The 21,353-nt window shown below is 68.2% G+C and carries 18 protein-coding genes, 1 tRNA gene and 1 pseudogene; 2 read left to right on the forward strand and 18 right to left on the reverse strand.

What is annotated here, in order from left to right; all coding sequences use genetic code 11:
- Positions 1-3: 3 nt before the first annotated feature.
- The 9 genes from nusB to ASE89_RS14575 form a co-directional block, all read right to left on the reverse strand.
- On the reverse strand, positions 4-459 hold the full coding sequence (nusB, locus tag ASE89_RS14535) for a transcription antitermination factor NusB (protein WP_031396492.1): 456 nt from the start codon (positions 457-459) through the stop codon (positions 4-6).
- A 215-nt stretch (positions 460-674) separates the two neighbouring features.
- Positions 675-1,970 (reverse strand): histidinol dehydrogenase, encoded by a 1,296-nt coding sequence (gene hisD, locus ASE89_RS14540; RefSeq protein ID WP_056679127.1) that lies wholly within the window; start codon positions 1,968-1,970, stop codon positions 675-677.
- A complete protein-coding gene (gene hisG / locus ASE89_RS14545) occupies positions 1,967-2,632 on the reverse strand; it encodes an ATP phosphoribosyltransferase (protein WP_056679130.1) in 666 nt (221 codons plus the stop codon). Before hisG ends, hisD begins: the two co-directional genes overlap by 4 nt.
- A gap of 98 nt (positions 2,633-2,730) precedes the next feature.
- The gene (locus ASE89_RS14550; RefSeq protein ID WP_037530847.1) at positions 2,731-3,210 is read right to left on the reverse strand and encodes an RcnB family protein; all 480 of its coding nucleotides are present in this window, start codon (positions 3,208-3,210) and stop codon (positions 2,731-2,733) included.
- Positions 3,211-3,360: 150 nt separating this feature from the next.
- A complete protein-coding gene (locus ASE89_RS14555; RefSeq protein WP_056679133.1) occupies positions 3,361-4,236 on the reverse strand; it encodes an alpha/beta fold hydrolase in 876 nt (291 codons plus the stop codon).
- Positions 4,237-4,383: 147 nt separating this feature from the next.
- Positions 4,384-5,283, reverse strand: coding sequence for a pirin family protein (locus ASE89_RS14560; protein ID WP_056679136.1), 900 nt, complete (start codon positions 5,281-5,283; stop codon positions 4,384-4,386).
- Positions 5,273-5,719 carry an NUDIX hydrolase gene (locus ASE89_RS14565; RefSeq protein ID WP_056408949.1) on the reverse strand — a complete coding sequence of 149 codons (447 nt, stop codon included), beginning with the start codon at positions 5,717-5,719 and terminating at the stop codon, positions 5,273-5,275. The genes ASE89_RS14560 and ASE89_RS14565 overlap by 11 nt, the downstream gene beginning before the upstream one ends.
- A 142-nt stretch (positions 5,720-5,861) precedes the next feature.
- On the reverse strand, positions 5,862-6,569 hold the full coding sequence (locus ASE89_RS14570; RefSeq protein WP_056679139.1) for a glutathione S-transferase: 708 nt from the start codon (positions 6,567-6,569) through the stop codon (positions 5,862-5,864).
- The gene (locus tag ASE89_RS14575; RefSeq protein WP_056679141.1) at positions 6,569-6,856 is read right to left on the reverse strand and encodes a BolA family protein; all 288 of its coding nucleotides are present in this window, start codon (positions 6,854-6,856) and stop codon (positions 6,569-6,571) included. The genes ASE89_RS14570 and ASE89_RS14575 overlap by 1 nt, the downstream gene beginning before the upstream one ends.
- A 122-nt stretch (positions 6,857-6,978) precedes the next feature.
- Between ASE89_RS14575 and ASE89_RS14580 the strand changes: the two genes are divergently transcribed.
- A complete protein-coding gene (locus tag ASE89_RS14580; RefSeq protein WP_081877806.1) occupies positions 6,979-7,503 on the forward strand; it encodes a J domain-containing protein in 525 nt (174 codons plus the stop codon).
- A gap of 4 nt (positions 7,504-7,507) precedes the next feature.
- Here the strand turns inward: ASE89_RS14580 and ASE89_RS14585 are convergent, their stop codons facing one another.
- The 9 genes and pseudogenes from ASE89_RS14585 to ASE89_RS19980 form a co-directional block, all read right to left on the reverse strand.
- Positions 7,508-8,095: a DUF922 domain-containing protein gene (locus tag ASE89_RS14585; RefSeq protein WP_056679143.1), complete on the reverse strand. Its 588-nt coding sequence runs from the start codon at positions 8,093-8,095 to the stop codon at positions 7,508-7,510.
- Complete coding sequence (locus ASE89_RS14590) at positions 8,088-8,771, reverse strand: Fe2+-dependent dioxygenase (RefSeq protein ID WP_056679146.1); 684 nt, start codon at positions 8,769-8,771, stop codon at positions 8,088-8,090. Before ASE89_RS14590 ends, ASE89_RS14585 begins: the two co-directional genes overlap by 8 nt.
- Positions 8,765-9,511: a tetratricopeptide repeat protein gene (locus tag ASE89_RS14595; protein ID WP_056679149.1), complete on the reverse strand. Its 747-nt coding sequence runs from the start codon at positions 9,509-9,511 to the stop codon at positions 8,765-8,767. Before ASE89_RS14595 ends, ASE89_RS14590 begins: the two co-directional genes overlap by 7 nt.
- Positions 9,512-9,519: 8 nt before the next feature.
- The gene (locus tag ASE89_RS14600) at positions 9,520-12,027 is read right to left on the reverse strand and encodes a TonB-dependent receptor (protein WP_056679152.1); all 2,508 of its coding nucleotides are present in this window, start codon (positions 12,025-12,027) and stop codon (positions 9,520-9,522) included.
- Positions 12,028-12,101: 74 nt separating this feature from the next.
- On the reverse strand, positions 12,102-12,344 hold the full coding sequence (locus ASE89_RS14605; RefSeq protein WP_056679155.1) for a ribbon-helix-helix domain-containing protein: 243 nt from the start codon (positions 12,342-12,344) through the stop codon (positions 12,102-12,104).
- 22 nt (positions 12,345-12,366) lie between these two features.
- Positions 12,367-14,190 carry a cobaltochelatase subunit CobT gene (cobT, locus tag ASE89_RS14610; protein ID WP_031393923.1) on the reverse strand — a complete coding sequence of 608 codons (1,824 nt, stop codon included), beginning with the start codon at positions 14,188-14,190 and terminating at the stop codon, positions 12,367-12,369.
- Positions 14,191-14,194: 4 nt separating this feature from the next.
- Positions 14,195-15,199: a cobaltochelatase subunit CobS gene (gene cobS, locus ASE89_RS14615; protein WP_031393922.1), complete on the reverse strand. Its 1,005-nt coding sequence runs from the start codon at positions 15,197-15,199 to the stop codon at positions 14,195-14,197.
- A gap of 153 nt (positions 15,200-15,352) precedes the next feature.
- Complete coding sequence (locus ASE89_RS14620; protein WP_056679158.1) at positions 15,353-20,017, reverse strand: NAD-glutamate dehydrogenase domain-containing protein; 4,665 nt, start codon at positions 20,015-20,017, stop codon at positions 15,353-15,355.
- Positions 20,018-20,309: 292 nt separating this feature from the next.
- Positions 20,310-21,116: pseudogene (locus ASE89_RS19980) on the reverse strand (PAS domain-containing protein); the annotation flags it as partial.
- A 143-nt stretch (positions 21,117-21,259) separates the two neighbouring features.
- On the opposite strand from ASE89_RS19980, the gene ASE89_RS14630 reads away from it, so the two are divergent.
- Positions 21,260-21,335 (forward strand) — tRNA-Thr (locus tag ASE89_RS14630).
- Positions 21,336-21,353: the final 18 nt, after the last annotated feature.

The following is a 21,353-nucleotide window of genomic DNA, read 5'->3' on the forward strand; positions in this document are numbered from 1 at the left end:
AGATTACGCCCGGACCTCTTTCGCGATGCCGTCGAGCAGGCCGTTCACGAAGCCCGATTCGCGCTTGTCGTAAAAGGCGTGCGCGACGTCGACATATTCGCTGATCACCGCGGCGACCGGCACGTCCTTGCGCGCCAGCAGTTCGTAGGTGCCGACGCGGATGATCGCCTTCATCGGCTTGTCGAGCCGCGCGAGCGTCCAGCCCTTGGCGAGCTTGCCCTCGATCAGCAGGTCGATCTCGCCGCTGCGGGCATTCGCGCCAGTCACGAGGTCGTCGAAGAAATCGACGTCCGCCTCGGCATATTCGACGTCTTCGATCGTCGCGCCGAGCCGGTGCTGATGAAATTCGTTGAGCAGGACGGGCATCGCGGTACCCTCCATCTCATGCTGGTAGGTCGCCTGGACGGCGGCGAGTCGCGCGGCGGCGCGTGCCTTGGTGCGGGGAGCGGTTCTGGACATAAGCGGTTGCCTGTACGCGCGGGGGGCTTGCGTGTCAGCCCTTCGCGTTTCTTACGCGTGGGGGGAGTGAAGAAGATTGGTTCGCGCGGAGGCGCGGAGGCGCGGAGGTGTCGACCTTACCGCGCAGCGGCCCTCCAATAACCCGCTGGTGAGGATCGGGGCGGCTGCGCCGCGTACAACATCTCCGCGCCTCCGCGCCTCCGCGCGAACAAAAATCAGTGGTTGAGGCGAAGCCGCAACGCCACCGATTTTGCGTGGGCCGGCAAACCCTCGGCGTTGGCGAGTGCGACGGTCGCGGGGCCGAGTTCACGCAAGGCGGCTTCGTCGAGCGCGAGGAAGCTGGTGCGCTTCATGAAGTCGAGCACCGACAAGCCGCTCGCGAACCGCGCGCGGCGGCCGGTCGGCAGGACGTGGTTCGGGCCCGCCACGTAATCGCCGATCGCCTCGGGGGTGTAGCGGCCGAGGAACACCGAGCCCGCATGGCGGACGCGGTCGAAAAAGCCCTGCGGGTCGGGGATGGCGAGCTGGAGATGCTCGGCGGCGAGCCGGTCGACCAGCGGGATCGCGTCCGCCAGCGTGTCGACGACGATGATCGCGCCGTTTGCGTCCCAGGCGACGCGCGCGACCGCCTCGGTGGCGAGCGCGCTGAGCTGGCGATCGACCGCGGCGGCGACCTTGTCGGCAAACGCCGCGTCGTCAGTGAAGAGGATCGACTGGGTGGTGACGTCGTGCTCGGCCTGGCTGAGCAGGTCGGCGGCGGTCCATTCGGGATCGTTCAGCGCATCCGCGACGACGACGATCTCGGAGGGCCCCGCGACCATGTCGATGCCGACGACGCCGTAGACCTGACGCTTGGCTTCGGCGACCCAGGCGTTGCCGGGGCCGGTGATGACGTCGACGGGCGCGATCCGACCGGCGCCGTAGGCGAGCGCGGCGACGGCCTGCGCGCCGCCAACACGCCAGACCTCGTCGACGCCCGCGAGATGCGCGGCGGCAAGGACGAGCGGGTTGATCTGGCCATCGGGGGTCGGGGTGACCATCGCGAGACGACCGACGCCCGCGACCTTGGCGGGAATCGCGTTCATCAGCAGCGACGACGGATAGGCGGCGCGGCCGCCCGGGACATAGATGCCCGCAGCGTCGACCGGCAGCCAGCGTGCGCCGAGCCGGACACCCGCCGAATCGACCGAGTCGCTGTCGGTCGGGCGCTGTTTCTCGTGATACGCCCGGATCCGCGTCGCGGCGAGTTCGAGCGCGGTGCGCAGCTCGGGCTCGAGCGCGTCGAACGCGGCCTTGCAGTCGGCGGCGTCGATCTGCCAGCCGGTCGTCTCGAGGTCGTGGCGGTCGTGCTTCTGCGTCAGGTCGCGCAGCGCGGTCTCGCCGTCGCGGCGGACGGACGCGATGATCGCGGCGACGTCCTGCGTGACGCCTGCATCCGATTCGCGGCGGTCCTCGACGAGCGCGGTGAAGCGGTCGGCGAAGTCGGCATCGGTGGTGGAAAGGCGGATCATGCGGCCTGCTCCTGCTCGACGGCGCGGCGGAACGCCTCGACCAGCGGCACTACCCGTGCGCGCGTCTTCATCGCGGCGCGGTTGACGACCAGGCGGCTGGTGACGTCCATGATCCGCTCGACCTCGACCAGGCCGTTTTCCTTGAGCGTGCGGCCCGACGAGACGAGGTCGACGATGCGCGGCGCGAGGCCGAGCGTCGGGGCGAGCTCCATCGCGCCGTTCAGTTTCACGCATTCGGCCTGGACGCCGCGGGCGGCGAAATGCGCGGCGGTGACGTGCGGATATTTGGTCGCGACGCGGACATGGCTCCAGCCGCGCGGATCGTCCTTCGCCGCCATCTCGCTGGGCTCGGCGACCGACAGGCGGCAATGACCGATGCCGAGATCGACCGGGGCATAGAGTTCGGAATAGCCGAATTCCGCGATCACGTCCGAGCCGACGATGCCGAGCTGCGCCGCGCCGTGCGCGACGAAGGTCGCGACATCGAACGCGCGGACGCGGATCAGCGAGATGTCGGGGTCGTTGGTCGCGAAGCGGAGCGCGCGGCTGTCTTCGTCCGAAAACGCCGCTTCGGGATGGATGCCGGCGCGGGCGAGCAGCGGCAAAGCCTCGGCGAGGATACGTCCCTTGGGGACGGCGATGATGATCTGGGAGTCTGGCACGCGCCGGGCTTTACGATCGGGCTGGGGAGGGTGCAACCGGATCGCCCCGATCGCCACAACAATACGGCCCGGGATCGCTCCCGGGCCGTCGTGGCGCCTTAGTAGAAGAAGCCGTTGTTGACCTGTGCAACGCGACCGTTGCGCGTGTCGACCAGGACGACGTCGCGGCCATAGCGGACCCAGCGCTGATAGCCGAAGCCCGGGCGCGGCAAGCGATAGGTCTGATAGTCGTTGATCCAGTAGTTGCGGCCGTAATATTGCGGCGCGAACCGGTGGCCGACATTGATCGGGCGATAACGATAGCCGCGTGGGCCGACATAGGCGGGGCGGCGATAGACGTTCGCGTGGCTGCGGCGATAGTCGCGCCAGTCCTCGCGACGCTCCTGACGGTCTTCGCGAAGTTCGCGGCGGGCATCGCGGACGTCGCCGCGGTCGCCGAAACGGCGCGCCTGCTGGAGTTCGCGCTGGCTCTGACGCACTTCACGGTCGCTGCGGCGGACTTCGCCATAGCTCTGCGCGGTGGCGAACGTGGGAACCAATGTGGCGGCGGCTACGGCCGCGAGGATCAACTTACGCATGACTGCTCTCCTGTCTTCGTCGCCGTATCAAACGGCATGACAGGGGATTTGCTCCCCGGCCGCTGAACGGTTTCAGAATGTGCTGGTCAGGATTCAGACAGGTGGCGATCAAGGCGGTCCACCAATGCCGTCATCCTGACGAAGAGGGCGTTAAATTCCCCAGCGGCGCATCGCGGCGATCACCGCGTCGGGTTTTTCCCAGGGGACGAAATGGCCCGCATCGACCTTTTCGATCGTCAGCTCGGGGACATAATCGGCGAGGTCGAGCTGCGTCGGCAGCAGCGCGGTGTCGCGCATGCCCCAGATCACCAGGACCGGCATCTTCACCGGCGGGAAGGGTGCGTCGAGAAAGGCGGGGCGCGGCGGTGTCTCGTCCATCGCGGGGACGACGATCGCGCTGGCGCGGTACCAGTTGAGCATCGCGGTCATCGCGCCGGGCTGTGACCATTCGTCGAGATAGGCGGCCTTGTCCTTGCCCGCGATCGCCTGCGTCACATGATGCGCGAAGGTCGAGCCGAGGAACTTCTCGAGGCCTGCGCCGGTCAGGCCCTGGTCGATACTCGTGTCGCGGAAGCGGCGGATATACTGGCTCGCCTTGCGCTGTTCGGGATCGTCGAAGATCGTCCGCTGGAAGACGAGCGGGTGGGGCGCGTTGACGATCACCAGCCGTTCGATCCGGTCGGGATGCTGGAGCGCGGCCATCCAGGCGACCGCGCCGCCCCAGTCATGCCCGACCAGCGTGAAGCGGTCGATCTTGAGCTGATCGGCGAGCGCGAGCAGGTCGGCGACGATCTTGTCGGGGGTGTAATTGGCGACGCCCTCGGGCTTCGACGAGCGCGCATAGCCGCGCTGGTCGGGGGCGATGACATAATGGTCGCGCGCGAGGTCGGGGGCGATGTGGCGCCAGGTGCGGTGCGATTCGGGGAAGCCGTGCAGGAGGATGACGGGCGGGTTGGCGGGATCGCCGCTGATCGCGACGTCGAGGTCGACGCCGGTGGATAGTCGGAGGCTCTGCAGCTCGGTCATGTCTCTCTCCCGCGTGGTGCCCCGGATCTGGTCGGGGGTCGATATGGTCTGCACCGATAGGGGGAGTGTGCGGTACCGCGCAGGGCGGGACAAGGGCCGGATCCATTTTGCGATCCTCCCCCTGGCGGGGGAGGATCTATCTGCGGGTCAGGGGTAGCTGACCGTCTTGGGTATCGCCGGGATCTCGATCCGTTCCTTCTCGTCGCCGGGGACCTTGGGGAAATTGCCGGCGTTCCAGTCGCGTTTCGCCTGTTCGATCCGGTCGCGGTTCGAGCTGACGAAGTTCCACCAGACGTGGCGCGGTGTCGTGAACGCATCGCCGCCGCACAGCATCGCCCGCCCGCCGGTCGCCGAGCGCAGCGTCGCGGCGATGCCGGGGCGCAGGACGTAGAGCACCTGCGGCTCGAGCTTTACGCCCTCCAGCGTCGCCTCACCCATGGCGAGATAGACCGCGCGCTCCTCCGCGGCCGCGTCGATCGGCACGCTCGCACCCGGGTCGAGCGCGATGTCGGCGTAGATCGTGCCCGAATAGGTCGTGGTCGGCGCGTTCTGGCCCCAGAGACTCCCCATGATGATCCGCGAGCGCGCGCCGTGCGCCTCGATCACCGGCAGCCGCGCCTTGGTGACGTGTTCGAACGCGGGATCGATCTCCTCGACCGCCTCGGGCAGCGCCAGCCAGGTCTGGATACCCGACAGGTTCGGCCCGCCGGCGCGCTCGTCGCCGGGCGAGCGTTCGGAATGGACGATGCCGTGACCCGCGGTCATCAGATTGACCGCGCCGGGCTCGATCCGTGCCTTCGTACCGAGCGAATCGCGATGGTCGATCGCGCCGTCGAACAGATAGGTGACGGTCGACAGGTTGATGTGCGGATGCGGGCGCACGTCGATGCCCGTACCGACCTCGAGATGCGCGGGGCCCATCTGGTCGAAGAACAGGAACGGGCCGACCATCGTCCGGTCCTTGTTCGGCAGGGTGCGGTGGACCTTGAAGCCGCCCAGATCATGCGTCGAGGGCAGGATGGTCTGGAGGACGAAATCATCCAGCATGGCGTGTCTCCGTGGCGTCGAGGAGTTCGACGAGATCCGCTGGATAGAGGACTTCGTCATGCCCCGCGATGTCGTTTCGGGAAAACCAGCGGTGACCGACGAGCAGCTTGCGCTCCTGATCGGTGAGCCCGCCCGCCGCGACGTCGCACGTATCCACGTCGACGCGGAAATAGCGTTCGTCGGCGGTCACCTCGACGCCCTCGAAGGTGCGGAAGTCGACGACGCGGCGTGCGACCTCGGGGCCGCAATCCATATCGAGCCCGACCTCTTCCCAAAGCTCGCGGCGGGCGGCGGCGGCATAGCTCTCGCCCGGATCGACCGCGCCGCCCGGCGTGCACCAGAGCGGCGGGCGATCGTCGGGGGTGAAGCGGAACATCAGCACGCGGTCCTGCGCATCGACGAGCAGGATGCGCGCGGCGGGGCGCGGGGTTCTCACAGCCCGATGCACCTCCCCGGCGAAGGCCGGGGTCCAGTTGGAACGGTCGATATGGCGACGGACGGCCCATCGTTATGCCTGTCCCCCAACTGGACCCCGGCCTTCGCCGGGGAGGTATTGGATGTCGGGAAGCGACCAAGGCTCATGCGGCGTCGAGTTCGGGATAGTGGCGGAAGATGCCGTCGGTGTTGAACGCGATCCGCCGGTCGCTGTTCAGATAGGCCCTGATTGCGGGGATCTCGGCGACCTGGTCGCGGATCCGGATCAGATTGGGATAGTCGGGTTCGAGCGTGCGCATCCGCTGCGGGAACATGTAGCGAAGCCCCTCGACGATCTGGAACAGCGAGGTGTCGGCATAGGTCCAGCGATGGTCGATCAGCCATTCGCCGGGATTGGCCTGTGCCGCATCCTCGAAGTGACCGAGAAATTTGGGGAGCCTTTCCTCGCGGAACTGCTTCGCGGCGCGCGCGGCCTCGGGCTTCTGGTCGGCGTAATAGTCCATCATCGCGACCGGGTGGTGGACGTTGTGGACCTCCGCGACGAGATCGGCGAACGTCAGCTGGAGCTGGTTGAGCCACAGCCGATCGGCCATGTTCGACGGCGCGAGGTCGTGGCGTTCGCCCAGATACATCAGGATGTTGGCGACCTGTGCGATCACCAGACCATTGAGTTCGAGATAGGGCGGGGCGAAGGGCGTGCGGCCGGTGCGGTCGTTCAGATCGGCCATCAGCGCCTCGGCACCGCGATCGTGCGCCGCATCCGTATAGGGAATCTCGCCGCCCTCGAGCGCGAGCCGGACGAATTCGCCGCGGCCCTGGAGGCCGGGCCAGTACCAGAGCGTATAGGCCATCATGCCTCTCCAGGCGCACGCGCCTTGATCGCAAGCGCATGGATCTGCGTGCTGAGCAGTTCGGCGAGCGCGTGGTTCACGAGGCGTTGCCGGGCGACGCGGTTAAGCCCTTGGAACGCCGGTGCTTCCACCTCGACACGAAAATGCGTCTCGCCGGTGCCGTCGTCCCCCATATGTCCGGCATGCAGCGCGCTCTCGTTGACGACGGTCAGATGGGTCGGGGTGAGCGCGGCGGTGAGGCGCGCGGTGATCTGGTCCTGTACGGAGCCGGTGGCGAGGTCTGTCATCCGACCTATATAGCCCGTTTTGGATAGACGGGGAGCCGGTGACGCAAGACGCGAGAAAAGAGCGCAAGGACCGGCCCAGCCCCCGTTTCCACGGGCGCGTGGAGGGCAGCGGGCGTGTGTGCATGTGGCCGGGCTGTGCCGAACCCGGCGAATTCCGCGCGCCGCCGCTCGAGGGGCCGAGCGATGGCGGGCCGCCGCAGTTCCGCTGGTTCTGCCTCGAGCATGTCCGCGCGTTCAACGCAGGCTATAATTATTTCGACGGGATGACCGCGGACGAGATCCATCATGCGCAGCGGCCGATGGCGGGATGGGAACGCGAGACGCGCGCCTTTGCGCATGGCGGCGGCGACACGCCGCCCAAATGGGCGGATTTCGCCGACCCGATCGACGCGATCGGCGCGCGGTTCGGCGAGCGGATGGCGGCTGCGCGCAAGGATGGTCGCGTGCTGTCCGATGGCGAGCGGCGGTCGCTGCGCGTGCTGGGGCTGGGGACCGACACCGATCGCACCGCGCTGCGCAAACGCTATAGCGAACTGGTGCGGCGCTATCATCCTGACCGCAACGGCGGGGACCGGGCGCATGAATCGGAGCTGCAGAAGGTCATCGCCGCCTATCAGCATCTGAAGGGTGCCGCGGCGTTCGCCTGACGGGTCAGGAGGCGGGGAAGCTTGCCCCCTCCTTGGTGCCATGCGCCGTCTCGCGGTCATAGGCGACATGATAGGCGTCGAGCCCGGCCAGCGCTGCCTGTGCGGCCGCGTCCGCGGTCCGGCAGGTCGCCCGCCGGATCGCGGCCAGGATGTCGCCGCGGTGGCGATAGGTGTAGCGGATATGCCCCGCCTCGTGCCGGGCGAGCGCCGCGACGTAGCGGTCCCAATCGGCGCGCTCGGTGGCGGTCAGCCGGGCGGTCGCGGCGAGTTGCGGCATGCGCACGGTCGCCTTGTAGCGGATCGTCGCCGCCGCAAGATCGCAGCCGCCGTGTCTGGTTCGCGGCCAGGACCAGCGCAGGTCCCAGCTGCTCAGCGCATCGACCCGGCGGCCGTCATGCGCATCGGTCGGCCGGGCGGCGTCGATTGCGCGGCGGACCGCCATCGCATCGCCGCCATCGACCGGATAATAGTCGATCGTCACGTCCGGTATTCCGGCAAACGCTATATTAGCCTGCGCGCTCGACTGGCTGGTGAACCCCGCGATCGCGACCAGTGCGACGATGGGCCGGATCGGCAGGGCGTGGTCACGCATCGGCCCAGCGACGGAGCAGATTGTGATAGACGCCGGTCAGCCTGATCGTCGCCGGGTCGGCCATCCCTTGCGCCGCGGCGACCGCCTGCACGCCCTGGTCGAGATCGAACAGGATCCGGCGCGCGCCGTCGTCGCGGACCATCGACTGCAGCCAGAAGAACGAGGCGGTCCGCACGCCGCGCGTCACCGGCGTCACCCGGTGCAGGCTGGAGGCGGGATAGACGACCATGTGCCCGGCGGGCAGCTTGACCGATTGCGGCCCGAACTGATCCTCGATCACCAGCTCGCCGCCGTCATAGTCGGCGGGGTCTTCGAGAAAGAGCGTTGCCGACAGGTCGCTGCGGATCCGGAAATCGCTGCCGCGGCGGATACGGATCGCGGTGTCGACGTGCAGTCCGAAATCCTGCCCGCCGGCATAGCGGTTGAACAGCGGCGGGAAGACCTTCAGCGGCAGCGCCGCGGCGATGAACAGCGCCGACTGCCCCAGCGCGTCGAGGATCATGCCGCCGGCGTCCCTCGCCGCGGCGGACTCCTCGGGCAATTGTTCGTTGCGCTTGGCGAGCGCGCTTTGCGTGCCCGAGGTCGCGTTGCCGTCGACCCACTCGGCCGCGTCGATCAACGTACGGACCCGCGCGACGCCGGCGGGATCGAGCACGTCCGGAATCGCGATCAGCACTGCGCGCCCTCCCGCAACGCCGCGACGCCGCGCGTGCGGAACGCCGCGATGTCGCTGGCCGCGAGAAACGCCTGCGCCTTCGAAACGAACGCGGCGTTGCCCCGCGCGCCGGCCTGTTCGAGCCAGCCGAGCGCGGCGTCGATCTCGCCCGCCGCACCGAGCATCCGCGCATGGTTGAAACAGCCGCGGAAATCGCCGCCCTCTGCCGCGCTGGCATAGCAGGCCGCGGCACGCGCGAGGTCGCGGGGGCCGGCCCAGCCATCCTCGGCGAAGCTGCCGACGAAGTTGATCGCTTTCGCGCTTGCAAGCCCTGTGTTCATCGCGGCAACCTTCTCCAGCAGGGCGAGCGCGGCCGGCCTGTCCTCGGGCACGCCGTCACCCAGCGCCAGCAGCGTCGCGTAATTGTACATCGCCCAGTCGAGCCCGCGCGCAGCCGCGACCCGGTAGCATTCCGCCGCGCGCGCCTTGTCGACCGGCGTGCCCCAGCCGAGATCGTAGCAGCGCCCGACCATGTTGAGCGCCATCACGTGATGCTGCGCCGCCGCCTTGACGAAACAGGCCATGGCGGCAGCCGGATCGGCCGCGACGCCGGTCCCGTCGAGCAGCATCTGCCCGTAGACCGCCTGTGCCTCCGCCACGCCGGCGTCTGCCGCCTCGCGCACGAACGCCGCGCGCTCTTCCGGACTACCGGAGAGGCGCGCGGCGATGGCGTCGGGCGAAAGTGTGTCTAGCGCCGTCACTCTGGCCCTCAGAACCGCAGGTTGACCGTGCCGAACACCGTACGGCCCGCAGCGAGCGTGGCATAGTGGCTGGCATAGGTCTGCGAGAAATAGGTCTTGTTGGTCAGGTTCTGCGCGTTGACGCTGAGGTCGATCATGTCGGTCAGCTTGTAGCTGGCCCGCGCATCGAACCGCCAGTAACCAGGCGTGCTGCGGGTGAGGACCTTGGTCGCGGGGGTTACCGTGACGACGCCCGCCGCAGTCTGCCGCGCGCTACGATTGTCCGCATAGCCGCCGATCTGTTCGTCCATGTACAGCGCGGTGCCACCGATCTGCAGCCGGCGCGTCACATCGACACTGGTCGTCGCGGTGAAGCTGTTCTTCGCGGTCTGCGGCACCTGCTTGCCGGTGTTGACCGACACGACGCCGGTGGTCCGCGCAGGCTGTACGACGGTCGTCACCCCGTTTGCGGTGGTCGTGATCGCCGGGGCGGTCAGCGTCGTGAAGCCGCCGTCGATGATTTTCGGGTCGAGATGCGTGAACCCGCCGAAGACGGTCCAGCCGGGCAGGATCGTCCCGCTGACGTTGAACTCGAACCCGCGAATTCTCGTCTCGCCGATGAACGATGCGGTGTTCGTGTCGTCGAGCACGCGCGCGTTGGAAATCTCCGTCTGGAACACCGCCGCGCCGAGCTGCAGCTTCTCGGCGAACAGGCTCGCCTTGGCGCCGACCTCGTAGGACTTGGTCTTTTGCGGCTTGAGCAGCCCGAGCACTGCGGCGGTGATCGCGTTATCCTCGCGGCCTTCGCCGAGCAGGCTGTTCGGCGGCGTCGCGGCGGTCGCGTAGCTCGCATAGAGGCTGGTTTCGGGCGTCGGCTTGAAGACGAGCCCTGCCTGCCAGTTGAAGAGGTTGTCGACGCGCGTGAGCTTCGTCTGCGTTGCGCCCGGCAGCGTGATCGTCGATTCGAACCGGTCGTAACGCGCACCCAGGTTCAGGATCAGCGCCGGGATCAGCGTGATCGAATCGAACGCGTAGACCGCCTTGGTATTCGCGTCGTTCTGCGTTTCCGTGGACAGCGCGCCCCGTGCGATCGGGGTCTGCGTCGTCGACGTGTCGCTCGCGTAATTGACCCATGGCGCATAGGGATCCGGATTGAACAGGCTGACGCAATAGGAGCGCGCGATCGTCGCCGTGTTGCAGCGTGGCGAGATCGTCGAGCCGTTCGCTGACACGAACGTGCCGCGCCGCGTTTTTTCCCACGAAAGCTCGGTGCCGAGCGAGAAGCTGTGCTCGATGCCGCCGGTATTGAATTTGCCGTACAGGTCGGTCTGGTCGACGATGCTCTCGCTATAGCCGTAGCGCGTGTTGCCGCGCGTCCAGACATAGCCGCCATTGGTCACGTTCGCGCCCGTATTGGTCGCGGTGGTGCCATAGACATTGCCCTGGCTGTCGTCGGGGAGGGTGAAGATGAAGCTTTGCGTGCTGTGCGTGTAGCGCGCGGTGTTGCGCAGCGTGATGCCGCCGAAATCATGTTCGACGCGGATCGTCGCCTGGTTGGTGTCGGCGTCGCGGAAGTCGCGCGCGGCCAGCCCGTAGAAGTTTTTCCGGGAGACAAAGCCGGTCTGGCCGCCCGCGGTCGTCACGGTACCGAGCGCGGGCCGTGTCGTAACGCTGCCGGTGCCGGGGTGATTGTTGATCGTGTAGAGATAGGGGATGCCGCTGTCGGGCAGTTCGCTGCTTTCCATGTGATAGAAGCTCGCGGTCAGCCGGGTCGGCGTGCCGAGCCCGATCGCGACGGAGGGCGCCACGCCCCAGCGCTTCTGCCAGATCGCATCGCGACCCGCGACGTCCTGGTCGTGCCACATGCCCTGGATCCGGAACGCCGCGGTGTCGGAGATCTTGAGGTTCAGGTCGCCGGTGACCCGCTTATAGTCCGCCTCGCCATAGCTGCCGCTGAGCGAGCCGAACGTGTCGAGCACGGGCAGGCGCGACAGGATGTTGATCGTGCCGCCCGCCGAGCCGCGGCCGCCGAGCGTCGAATCGGACCCGCGGACGATCTGGACCGATTCGACCGCGAACACCTCGCGCGTCTGCGAGGCGAGGTCGCGGACACCGTCGACGAAGATGCTGCCCTGACTGTCGAACCCACGGATGAAGGGGCGGTCGCCGATCGGATTGCCGCCCTCCGCGGCGCCGAACGTGATGCCGGGCACGGTGCGCAGCGCATCCGCGAGGCTGTTCGATCCGGTCTGTTCGATCACCTCCTTGGGCAGGACGATGATCGAGCGCGGGGTATCGACCAGCGGCGCGACCTGTTTCGGGCCGGCATCGCGTTCGCGGTGGCCGTTGACCAGGATCTCGTCACGGTGCTGCACGTCGGCCGTGTCCGTCGGGGTGGCCTTGGGCGTTGCCGTCGCCCGGTCGGTCTCGGCGGCGAGCGCCGGCGCGGTCGTAAAGGCACCGATGCAGGACAGCGCCAGGAAGGCGGGCATCGTGGCAGGACGCGGCGCGACGCCCCGCGGCGAAACAGTCGACATAGTGAAACCCCTTTTGCTCTTGGAGTATCGCTATTGAGAGTCGTTCGCACTGTCAATGCTAATGCGACTGGTTCTCAAGTCGAGTCGTCGAACAACCAGCTCCGCAAGGCGCTGGCGAGGTTCGGGGGGGCGTCCGCGACGATGCGCAGCGCGTCGATCTCGGCGACCAGCGCGGACAGCGGCAGGCCGAGCCGGACCGCCTCGCGCTCGAGCGCCTGCCAGAAGATCGGTTCGAGGCTGATCGACGTCTGGTGACCGGCGATCGTGATCGACCGCTTCACTGGGCCTGCAAACCCGCCGCGCGGGGGGGCGATCACGCGCGCGGTGGCCGAATGGCCGTCACTCGGTGTCGAAGAGCGATGCGAGCTGTTCGATGATCGTCCCGCCGAGCTGTTCGACGTCCATGATCGTCACCGCGCGCGCATAATAGCGCGTCACGTCGTGGCCGATGCCGATCGCGACGAGCTCGACCGGCGACCTGGTCTCGATCCAGCCGATCACCTGACGCAGATGGCGTTCGAGATAGGATCCCGAATTCACGCTGAGCGTCGAATCATCGACCGGCGCGCCGTCGCTGATCACCATCAGGATGCGGCGTTCCTCGGGCCGCGCGACGAGCCGGGCATGCGCCCACATCAGCGCCTCGCCGTCGATATTCTCCTTCAGCAGCCCCTCGCGCATCATCAGCCCGAGCGAGTTGCGTGCACGCCGCCATGGCTCGTCGGCGCGCTTGTAGACGATGTGGCGGATGTCGTTGAGACGGCCGGGCTGGGGCGGGCGGCCCGCCGCGAGCCAGGTCTCACGCGACTGGCCGCCCTTCCACGCGCGCGTGGTAAAGCCGAGGATCTCGGTCTTCACGCCGCAGCGTTCGAGCGTGCGCGCGAGGATGTCCGCGCTGATCGCCGCGATCGAGATCGGGCGTCCGCGCATCGACCCCGAATTGTCGATCAGCAACGTGACGACGGTGTCGCGGAAATCGGTCTCGCGCTCGGCCTTGTAGCTGAGCGACAGCGTCGGGTTGACGATCACGCGGGCGAGCCGCGCCGCATCGAGAATGCCCTCCTCCTGATCGAAATCCCACGAGCGCGACTGCTGCGCCATCAGCCGGCGTTGCAGGCGGTTGGCGAGTTTCGAGACCGCGGACTGGAGATGGACCAGCTGCTGGTCGAGATAGCCGCGCAGTCGTGCCAGTTCCTCGGCATCACACAGCTCGGTCGCGGCGATCACCTCGTCGAACTGCGTCGTCCATGGCTTGTAGTCGAACGCGGTGCCCATGTCCGCCATCGGGCGGTTGGGGCGGACGGGCTGCATGCCCTCCTCGCCGTCATCGCCGGGCTCGCCGTCGATGTCGTCCATCGACTCGTCGCTCTGCTCCTGGCCGTCGCTTTCCTCGTTCTGCTGCTCGGACTGTTCGCCGCGCGCCTCGACTTCGCCTTGGCCGTCCTCGCCCTGGTCGTCGCCTTCGTCGCCCTCGTCCTGCTGCTGCTCGTCGGTACCCTCGTCCTCGGAGCCGCCCTCTTCGCTCTCCTCGGGGACCTGGTCCGCCTGGACGAGCTCGAGCTCGGCGAGCATCTTGCGCGCCAGGCCCTGGAACGTCTTCTGGTCGTCGATCGCGTACGCCAGCGCATCGAGATCGGTCTTCTGCTCGATCCACTCCCGCACCAGCGCGAGGCCGGGGGCGGCGACCGCGGGCGATTCCTGCCCGGTCAGCCGCTCGCGCACCATCAGCCCGAGCGCGGTCGACAACGGCACCTCGTCCCGGTTGCGCGCACGCGTGATCGGGTCGGCGCGCAGCCGGACGTCGAGCGCCATGGCGAGATTGTCGCTGATCCCGGCATAGCCGCGCGACCCCAGCGCCTCGACGCGCGCGGTCTCGACCGCGTCGAACACCGCACGCGCGACCGCCTCGACCGGCGCCGCACGGTTGTGCAGCGCGATGTCGTGATGCTTTAGCTGAAGCGCGAATCCATCGGCGAACCCGCGCGCTTCCGCGACCTGTTCGGGCGGCAGCGCGCGCGCGGGCATCGGCACCTTGATGTGCTTGCCCGACTGCGCCGGCGCGTCCGCGGTGAAGGCGAGCTCGACCTCGGGCTCCTCCGCGATCGCGCGCGCGGTGCCGGCGAGAACCGCCTTGAACCGGTCGAGGGGCGTTTCGTTCGCCAAGGCCTCAGGCCTTGCCCATCACGCTCTCGGGCAGGTCCTTGCCGAACACGCGCTGATAATATTCCGCGACCAGCGACCGCTCCGCCTCGTCGCACTTGTTGAGGAACGACAGCCGGAATGCGAAGCCGACGTCACCGAAGATCAGCGCGTTCTGCGCCCAGGTGATGACGGTACGTGGGCTCATCACGGTCGAGATGTCGCCGTTGACGAAGCCCTTGCGGGTCATGTCGGCGACGCGGACCATGTTCTCGACGACCTTCTTGCCGTCGGGCTTGTCATATTCACCCGATTTCGCGAGCACGATCTGCGCTTCGACCTTGGCGGGGAGGTAGTTGAGCGTGACGACGATGTTCCAGCGGTCCATCTGGCCCTGGTTGATCTGCTGCGTGCCGTGATACAGCCCGCTGGTGTCGCCGAGGCCGACCGTGTTGGCGGTCGCAAACAGGCGGAACCAGGGGTTCGGGCGGATCACGCGGTTCTGATCGAGCAAGGTCAGCTTGCCCTCGGTCTCGAGCACGCGCTGGATCACGAACATCACGTCGGGACGCCCTGCGTCATATTCGTCGAACACGAGCGCGGTCGGGGTCTGCAGCGCCCAGGGGAGCAGGCCCTCGCGGAACTCGGTGATCTGCTGACCGTCCTTCAGGACGATCGCGTCGCGGCCGATCAGGTCGATGCGGCTGATATGCGCATCGAGGTTGATCCGGATGCACGGCCATTTCAGGCGCGCCGCCACCTGTTCGATATGGGTCGACTTGCCGGTGCCGTGATAGCCCTGGACCATCACGCGGCGATTATGCGCAAAGCCCGCGAGAACCGCGAGCGTGGTGTCCGCGTCGAAGACATAGGCGGGGTCGAGATCGGGAACGCGCTCGTCCGCCTCGGAGAAGGCGGGCACCTCCATGTCGGAATCGATCCCGAACATCTCGCGCACCTTCACCATGCGGTCGGGGGCGTCGAGAATCGTCGTCTCGCGGCTGTCAGGCTGGGTATTGGGGATATCGGTCATGCTGGCCTCGTGTTCCCGGTAGCTCTAGGCCAAGCGCGGGTGAATACTCAACCGCGACGTACGCGATTGTCGGGAAGACATCATCGAACCGCCGGACGCGCGATGGGTTCCCGCCCCGCCAGCAATGTGGCGGGGCAGGGCTTCGGTTTGCGCCTATCGGCCGAGCAGCACGCGCGCCTGGCTGGCGATCTGCGCGAGCATCGCGGCGTTCGGGACGGCGGCGTGGCGTGCACGGTCGATCACCGCCTTGAACTGCGCGACGCGGGTGGCATTGCTCGCCAGCCACGTGTCGACCGCGCCCTGCGGATCCTTGGCCCCGCACCGTGCGAGGAACTCCAGCCGCAACTGCTGGAAATCGCGCGCCAGTCCGGCGATGAGCAGGCGTTCCCAGGGATCCGACGGCGTGATCCGCGCCGCATTGGCCTGTGCCCAGTCGAGCCCGAGCGCCTGCCCCAGATGCGTGAAGGCGCGGGTCAGCACCGCCTCGTCGAGCGCGAGGCGCTCGCCGAGATCGGCGAGCCCGACCGCACCGTCGAGCTCGAACAGCCGGACCACCTTGATCGCGAGGTCGTGCGGGGCACCCGCCGTCTCGAGCTGCGCGGCGATGCGGTCGCTCTGCGCGCTTGCCTCCTCGAGCAGCAGCGCCTTGGTCTGGCCATCGAGATGCGTGATCCCCTTGGCGAGCCGCGCGAGCACCGCACCCGGCATCGTGCCGGGGGCGGACACGCGCAGCAGATCCGCGATCTGCGACCGCGTCGCCACCGCCACTTCGTCAAAGAGCGCGATGCGTGCGGCTTCGGGCATCGGTCGTGATTCGATGTCCGCCCAGAGCGAGGGCAGGTCGAACAGCCGTTCGGCGACGACGAACATCGCCGCGATATCGCCCATCGCCGCGCCTTCCTCTTCGGCCAGCTCGAACGGATGGAGCACGCCGAGCCGGTTGACGATGCGGTTGGCGAGCTTGGTCGCGACGATCTGGCCGCGCAGCCGGTGGTCGTCGATCGCCTGCGCGAAATGCTCGCGCATCGCGGCCGGGAAGGCGGCGTGAAGATCGGGCTTGAGCGCGGGGTCGTCGCCGAGCCCGGCATGCTCGATCGAATCCTGCAGCGCGAGCTTCGCGGTGGCGAGCAGCACGGCAAGTTCCGGACGCGTCAGGCCATGGCCGTCGAGCCCGCGGCGGAGCAGGTCGTCATTGGCGGCCAGCCCCTCGACCGCGCGATCGAGCCGTCCGCTGCCCTCGAAGATTTCGATGACGCGGACATAGCTCGGCATCGAGCCCGGGCCCCCGCCGCCGCCGGTCGCGCCGCCAAGGCCGCCCGGTCCCGCCAGCGCGCCCGCGCCCTCGGCGATCGACAGTGCGAGCGTCTGGAGCCGGTTGTCCTCGAGCACGAGATGCGCGACGTCGTCGGTCATGCTGGCGAGCAGCGCGTTGCGATCCTCATATCCCAGGCGCCCCTCGATCATCTCGCGGTTCAGCGCGATCTTGATGTTGACCTCGTTGTCCGAGCAGTCGACGCCCGCGGAATTGTCGATGAAGTCGGTGTTGATCCGTCCGCCGCGCTCGGAAAACGCGATGCGCGCGGCCTGCGTGACGCCGAGATTGGCACCTTCGCCGATCGCGGTGACGCGCAGATCCTCGGCATTGACGCGCAGCCGGTCGTTGGCGGGATCGCCGACCTGGACGTTGTTCTCGGATGCCGCCTTCACATAGGTGCCGATGCCACCGAACCAGAGCAGGTCGGCGGGTGCCTTCAGGATCGCGGAGATCAGCGCGCCGGGTTCGATCTCGTCGACCGCGATGCCGAGCACGGCCTGCGCTTGGGGCGAGAGACGGATGACCTTGGCGGTGCGCGGATAGACGCCGCCGCCCTCGGAGATCAGCGCGGTTTCGTAGTCCGCCCAGCTCGAGCGGGGGAGGGCGAACATGCGCGCGCGCTCGTCCCAGCTTGCGGCGGGATCGGGGTTCGGATCGATGAAGATGTGGCGATGGTCGAACGCCGCGACGATCTTGAGCGACTTCGACAGCAGCATGCCGTTGCCGAACACGTCGCCCGACATGTCGCCGCAGCCGACGACGGTGATCGGATCGCTCTGCACGTCGATGCCGCGTTCGGCGAAGTGACGCTGGACCGAGACCCAGGCACCCTTGGCGGTGATGCCCATGGCCTTGTGATCATAGCCGACCGAGCCGCCGCTCGCGAACGCGTCGCCCAGCCAGAAGTCGCGGTCGAGCGCGAGCGCGTTTGCGACGTCGCTGAACGTCGCGGTGCCCTTGTCCGCGGCGACGACGAAATAGGGATCCTCGCCGTCAAGGATCGCGACGCCGGCCGGATGGACGACCTTGCCCTCGACGATGTTGTCGGTGATCGACAGCAGCGTGCGGATGAAGATCCGGTAGCTCTCGGTCCCTTCCGCCAGCCACGCGTCGCGGTTGGACGGGGCAGGGAGCTGTTTGGGATAAAAGCCGCCCTTCGCGCCGGTCGGCACGATCACCGCGTTCTTCACGCGCTGCGCCTTCATCAGCCCGAGAATCTCGGTGCGGAAATCGTCGCGACGGTCGGACCAGCGCAGCCCGCCGCGCGCGACCGGGCCGGCGCGCAGATGGATGCCCTCGATCCGCGGGCTGTACACCCAGATCTCGCGCCATGGCACGGGCGCGGGGAGGCCGGGGATCAGGTGGCTGTCGAGCTTGAACGCAAGCGCCTCGGCCGCGGCGGGCGTGAAGGCGTTGGTGCGCAGCGTCGCGCCGACCAGGCTATGATAGGCGCGCAGGATGCGGTCGTCGTCGATCGCGGTCACAGCATCGAGTCCCGCTTCGATCGTCGCATCGGCGTCGGCGGGATGCCCGGCATCGGCCGGATCATGCGCGGCGGCGAAGCGCGCGATCAGCGCGGTCGCGACTCTCGGCGCGCGGCGCAGCGCGTCGACCACCGTCGTCAGGCCGTAGGGCAGTCCCGCCTGGCGCAGATAGCGGAACCAGGCGCGGAACAGCACGACCGCCTGCGGGCTCATGCCGACCTCGACGATCAGCCGGTTGAACGCATCGTTCTCGGCCGCGCCTTCGAGCACCGCGGCGATCGCGCGCTCGAGCGTCGCGGCGTCGGCCTGCGCGACCGCATCGTTCGCCTCGAGCACGAAGTCGTGCACGAAGGGATCGCTGTCCTCCTGCAGCCGGGTCGGCAATTCGCCGATCACGCGGAAGCCGAAATTCTCGAGCACCGGCACGGCATCGGACAGCGGCAGCGCGCCGCCCAGCTTGTAGATTTTGAGCTGGCGGTCTTCGCCGGGCGCGCTGGAGATCAGGCGCACCCCGCGCGAGCCCGGCCCGTCGAGTGCGGCAAGCCGCTGGATGTCCTCGGCGGCTTCGGCCGGGCTGCTGAGGTTGCGGTAATTCTGCGGGAAGGCGGCGGCCCAGCGCAGCGCTAGGCGCGCGGCGCGCGGCGACGGCAATGTCTCGACCAGCGCGGCCTCGACGTCGGACACCCAGCCGCGCACCATCCGCTGCAGCCGCAATGCGAGCGGCGCGACGTCGGGCACGCGGCCTTCGCCACGCAGGTCGAGCGTGTAGCGCAGCATCGCGGTCTCGCCGTCCTCGAGCGCGATCGACCAGTTCAGCACGGTGGCATTCGCGGCCTCGGCGAGCATCTCGCCGATCGCGGCGCGGCGGCCGGTCGTGACGTCGTCGCGCGGCAGCCAGACGAAGCCGAACAGATGACGGCCGAGCGGCGATGCGACGAGCACCAGCGCGGGACGCGGCCGGTCGGCCAGGCTCATCGCGGTCAGCGCGAGTTCCTCGAGCGCGTCGGGCGCGAACGCGATCACCAGATCATGGGGCAGGGCGGTGAATGCGTGGGTCAGCGCCTTGCCCGCATGGCCGCGCGGATCGAAGCCGAATTTCGCCTTCATCGCGGCGAGCCGCGTGCGCAGGATCGGCACGTCGCGCGGCATCGTCGCCAGCGCCGCGCTGGTCCACAGACCGCTGTAGATCGACAGTCCCGCGATCGTCTCGCCCTCGATCACCGGGACCACGACCAGGTCGAGCGGGACGGCGCGGTGGACGGTCGAGATCAGGTTCGACTTCAGCAGCAGTGGGGCGAGATTGCCCGCCTCGAACCACTGGATCGCGAGTGCGCGCGAGGCCTCCGCCAGGATCGGCACGGCATGCGGATTGCGCGCGATGCCGAGCGCGGCGCCGCCGCTGCCGTCGCGGTGCCAGACCTGGTGCCCGAGCAGCGTCAGATGGCCGTCAAGGAACCAGCGCAGTAGCGCCGCGCCCTCCGCATCGGGACCGTCGCTGTGAAGCAGCGCGATATCGGTCGCCATCGTGCCCTGCATCGCGCGCCAGTCCTTCACCGCCGCGCGGACATCGGCGAGCACGCCGGTCAGTTCCTCGATCAGCCCGCGCCGATCGCGGGCGTCGGCGCGCTCCATCTCGAGATAGATCATCGATTCGGCGGGGCCGGTGTCGCCGATCGCCTGGAGCACGCCGTCGGGGCTGCGCGTCGTGTGAACGACCGGATGGATGATGCGATCGATCGCGATGTCCTGCGCGGCGATCGCGGCGGAAATCGAATCGACCAGGAACGGCATGTCGTCGTTGACGATCGCCAGCCGCATGCGGCGGCGCGTGTCGTCGGCGCTGATCGGTTCGAGCGCGATGGCGGGCGCACCATCGTCGCGGCGAAGCGCCGTGGCGACGACGAAAGCCGCGGCGTGCGCCGCCTCCGTCGTGCCGAAGTCCTTGAGTTCGCCCGGAAGCGCGCGTTCGGTCAACCGGGCGGCGAGCGCGTCGGTCAGCGTCGTGGAAAGATCAGCCATGACCGCGCCTATGCGCCGGGTAGGATACGACCTCAAGGCTTGTGGCAGGTGCGAACACTGCTGTTGCGGTGCAGCATTCGGATGCGCGTCGGCGCGGCGCGAACACGGTTTTCGGCTACCTAATCGCAGCCATCGCCTGCGCGGTGAGGACCGCGTCGCCGGTGATCGTGCCGATGATGTCGAGCCCGCCATCCACCCCCGCGCGGGCGACGAGCACGACGATCGCGCCGGGCTCCGCATCGGTCCGGAGCACGACATGCGCCAGCGTGTCAGGTGCCGGGCCATCGGTCGGGCCGGTCGCCGCTATGGGGTCGGCGAATTCGGCACTCGGCCCGTCGGCCCAGATCGGCACGCCCGGCGAGGTGGCGGGCGCGTGCCCGGCCGAGGCCAGCGACGCGCCGAGCCCCGGCATCGTCGGCGCGTGGCGTGCATAGGCGGTGAGCCCGGACGCGGGCACCGGCGTGGCGCGAACCGCCGCCTCGAGCTCGGCGGCGAGCGTCGCCTGCATCCGGTCGTCGGCGAGCTCCTTCCAGTTGATCACGCCATACAGGAAATCGATGCCCTCGTCGCTCGACGAGAACGGCATGAGGATGCCGCGGTACAGCGTCGTGCGCCCGCGGCTGTTGACGAATTCGGCCTCGAACCCGATCGGCGCGCGATTCGCGATGATCTGCAGATAATGATCGGTCAGCCGCGACAGCAGCGACCGGCTCGGCACGTCGGCGATCGACGTGATCGGCCCGACCAGCCCGCATTCCTCACGCAGCTTGGCGCCGAGATAGGCGATTCGCGGATCATCGATCGTCATCACCGCCGCGGCATCCCGATCCGCACCCGTGCCCGGATCGGTGCGGAAGTCGAGCAGCACGCTGTGCGGGCCGAAATCGGCGATCGAGCCGGGATCGAGGTCCGCGATCGTCGGATAGGGGCGTCCCCTCAGCAGTGACACCCAGTGGTTATAGGCGCGGACATGCATCCGGCGTTCGTCCCCGCCCAGATCGAACATCACGTCGTTGACGCCCGCGTCGGTCGCCCCGCCGGGAAGCCCCGCCCCGGCCTCGTCGATCTCGCCGTATTCGCCGTCCGGCTCGCGTCGCATGCCCATACCGAAAACTTCCCCGTTCACTTACGGCTGCTTGTGCACGCTGCTTGGTAAACGGCACGTAAATGCGGGTTAGCGCTTGTCACGGCAAATTTCCCCTGTTAAGCGCCGCCCCCTCGACCGGAGATGTCCGTCGTCGGGCCGCTTTAGCTCAGCTGGTAGAGCATCGCATTCGTAATGCGGGGGTCACAGGTTCGAGTCCTGTAAGCGGCACCATCGACATCTACTTGAAAA

The organism is Sphingomonas sp. Leaf30, assembly GCF_001422525.1.
Lineage (GTDB): Bacteria > Pseudomonadota > Alphaproteobacteria > Sphingomonadales > Sphingomonadaceae > Sphingomonas > Sphingomonas aerolata.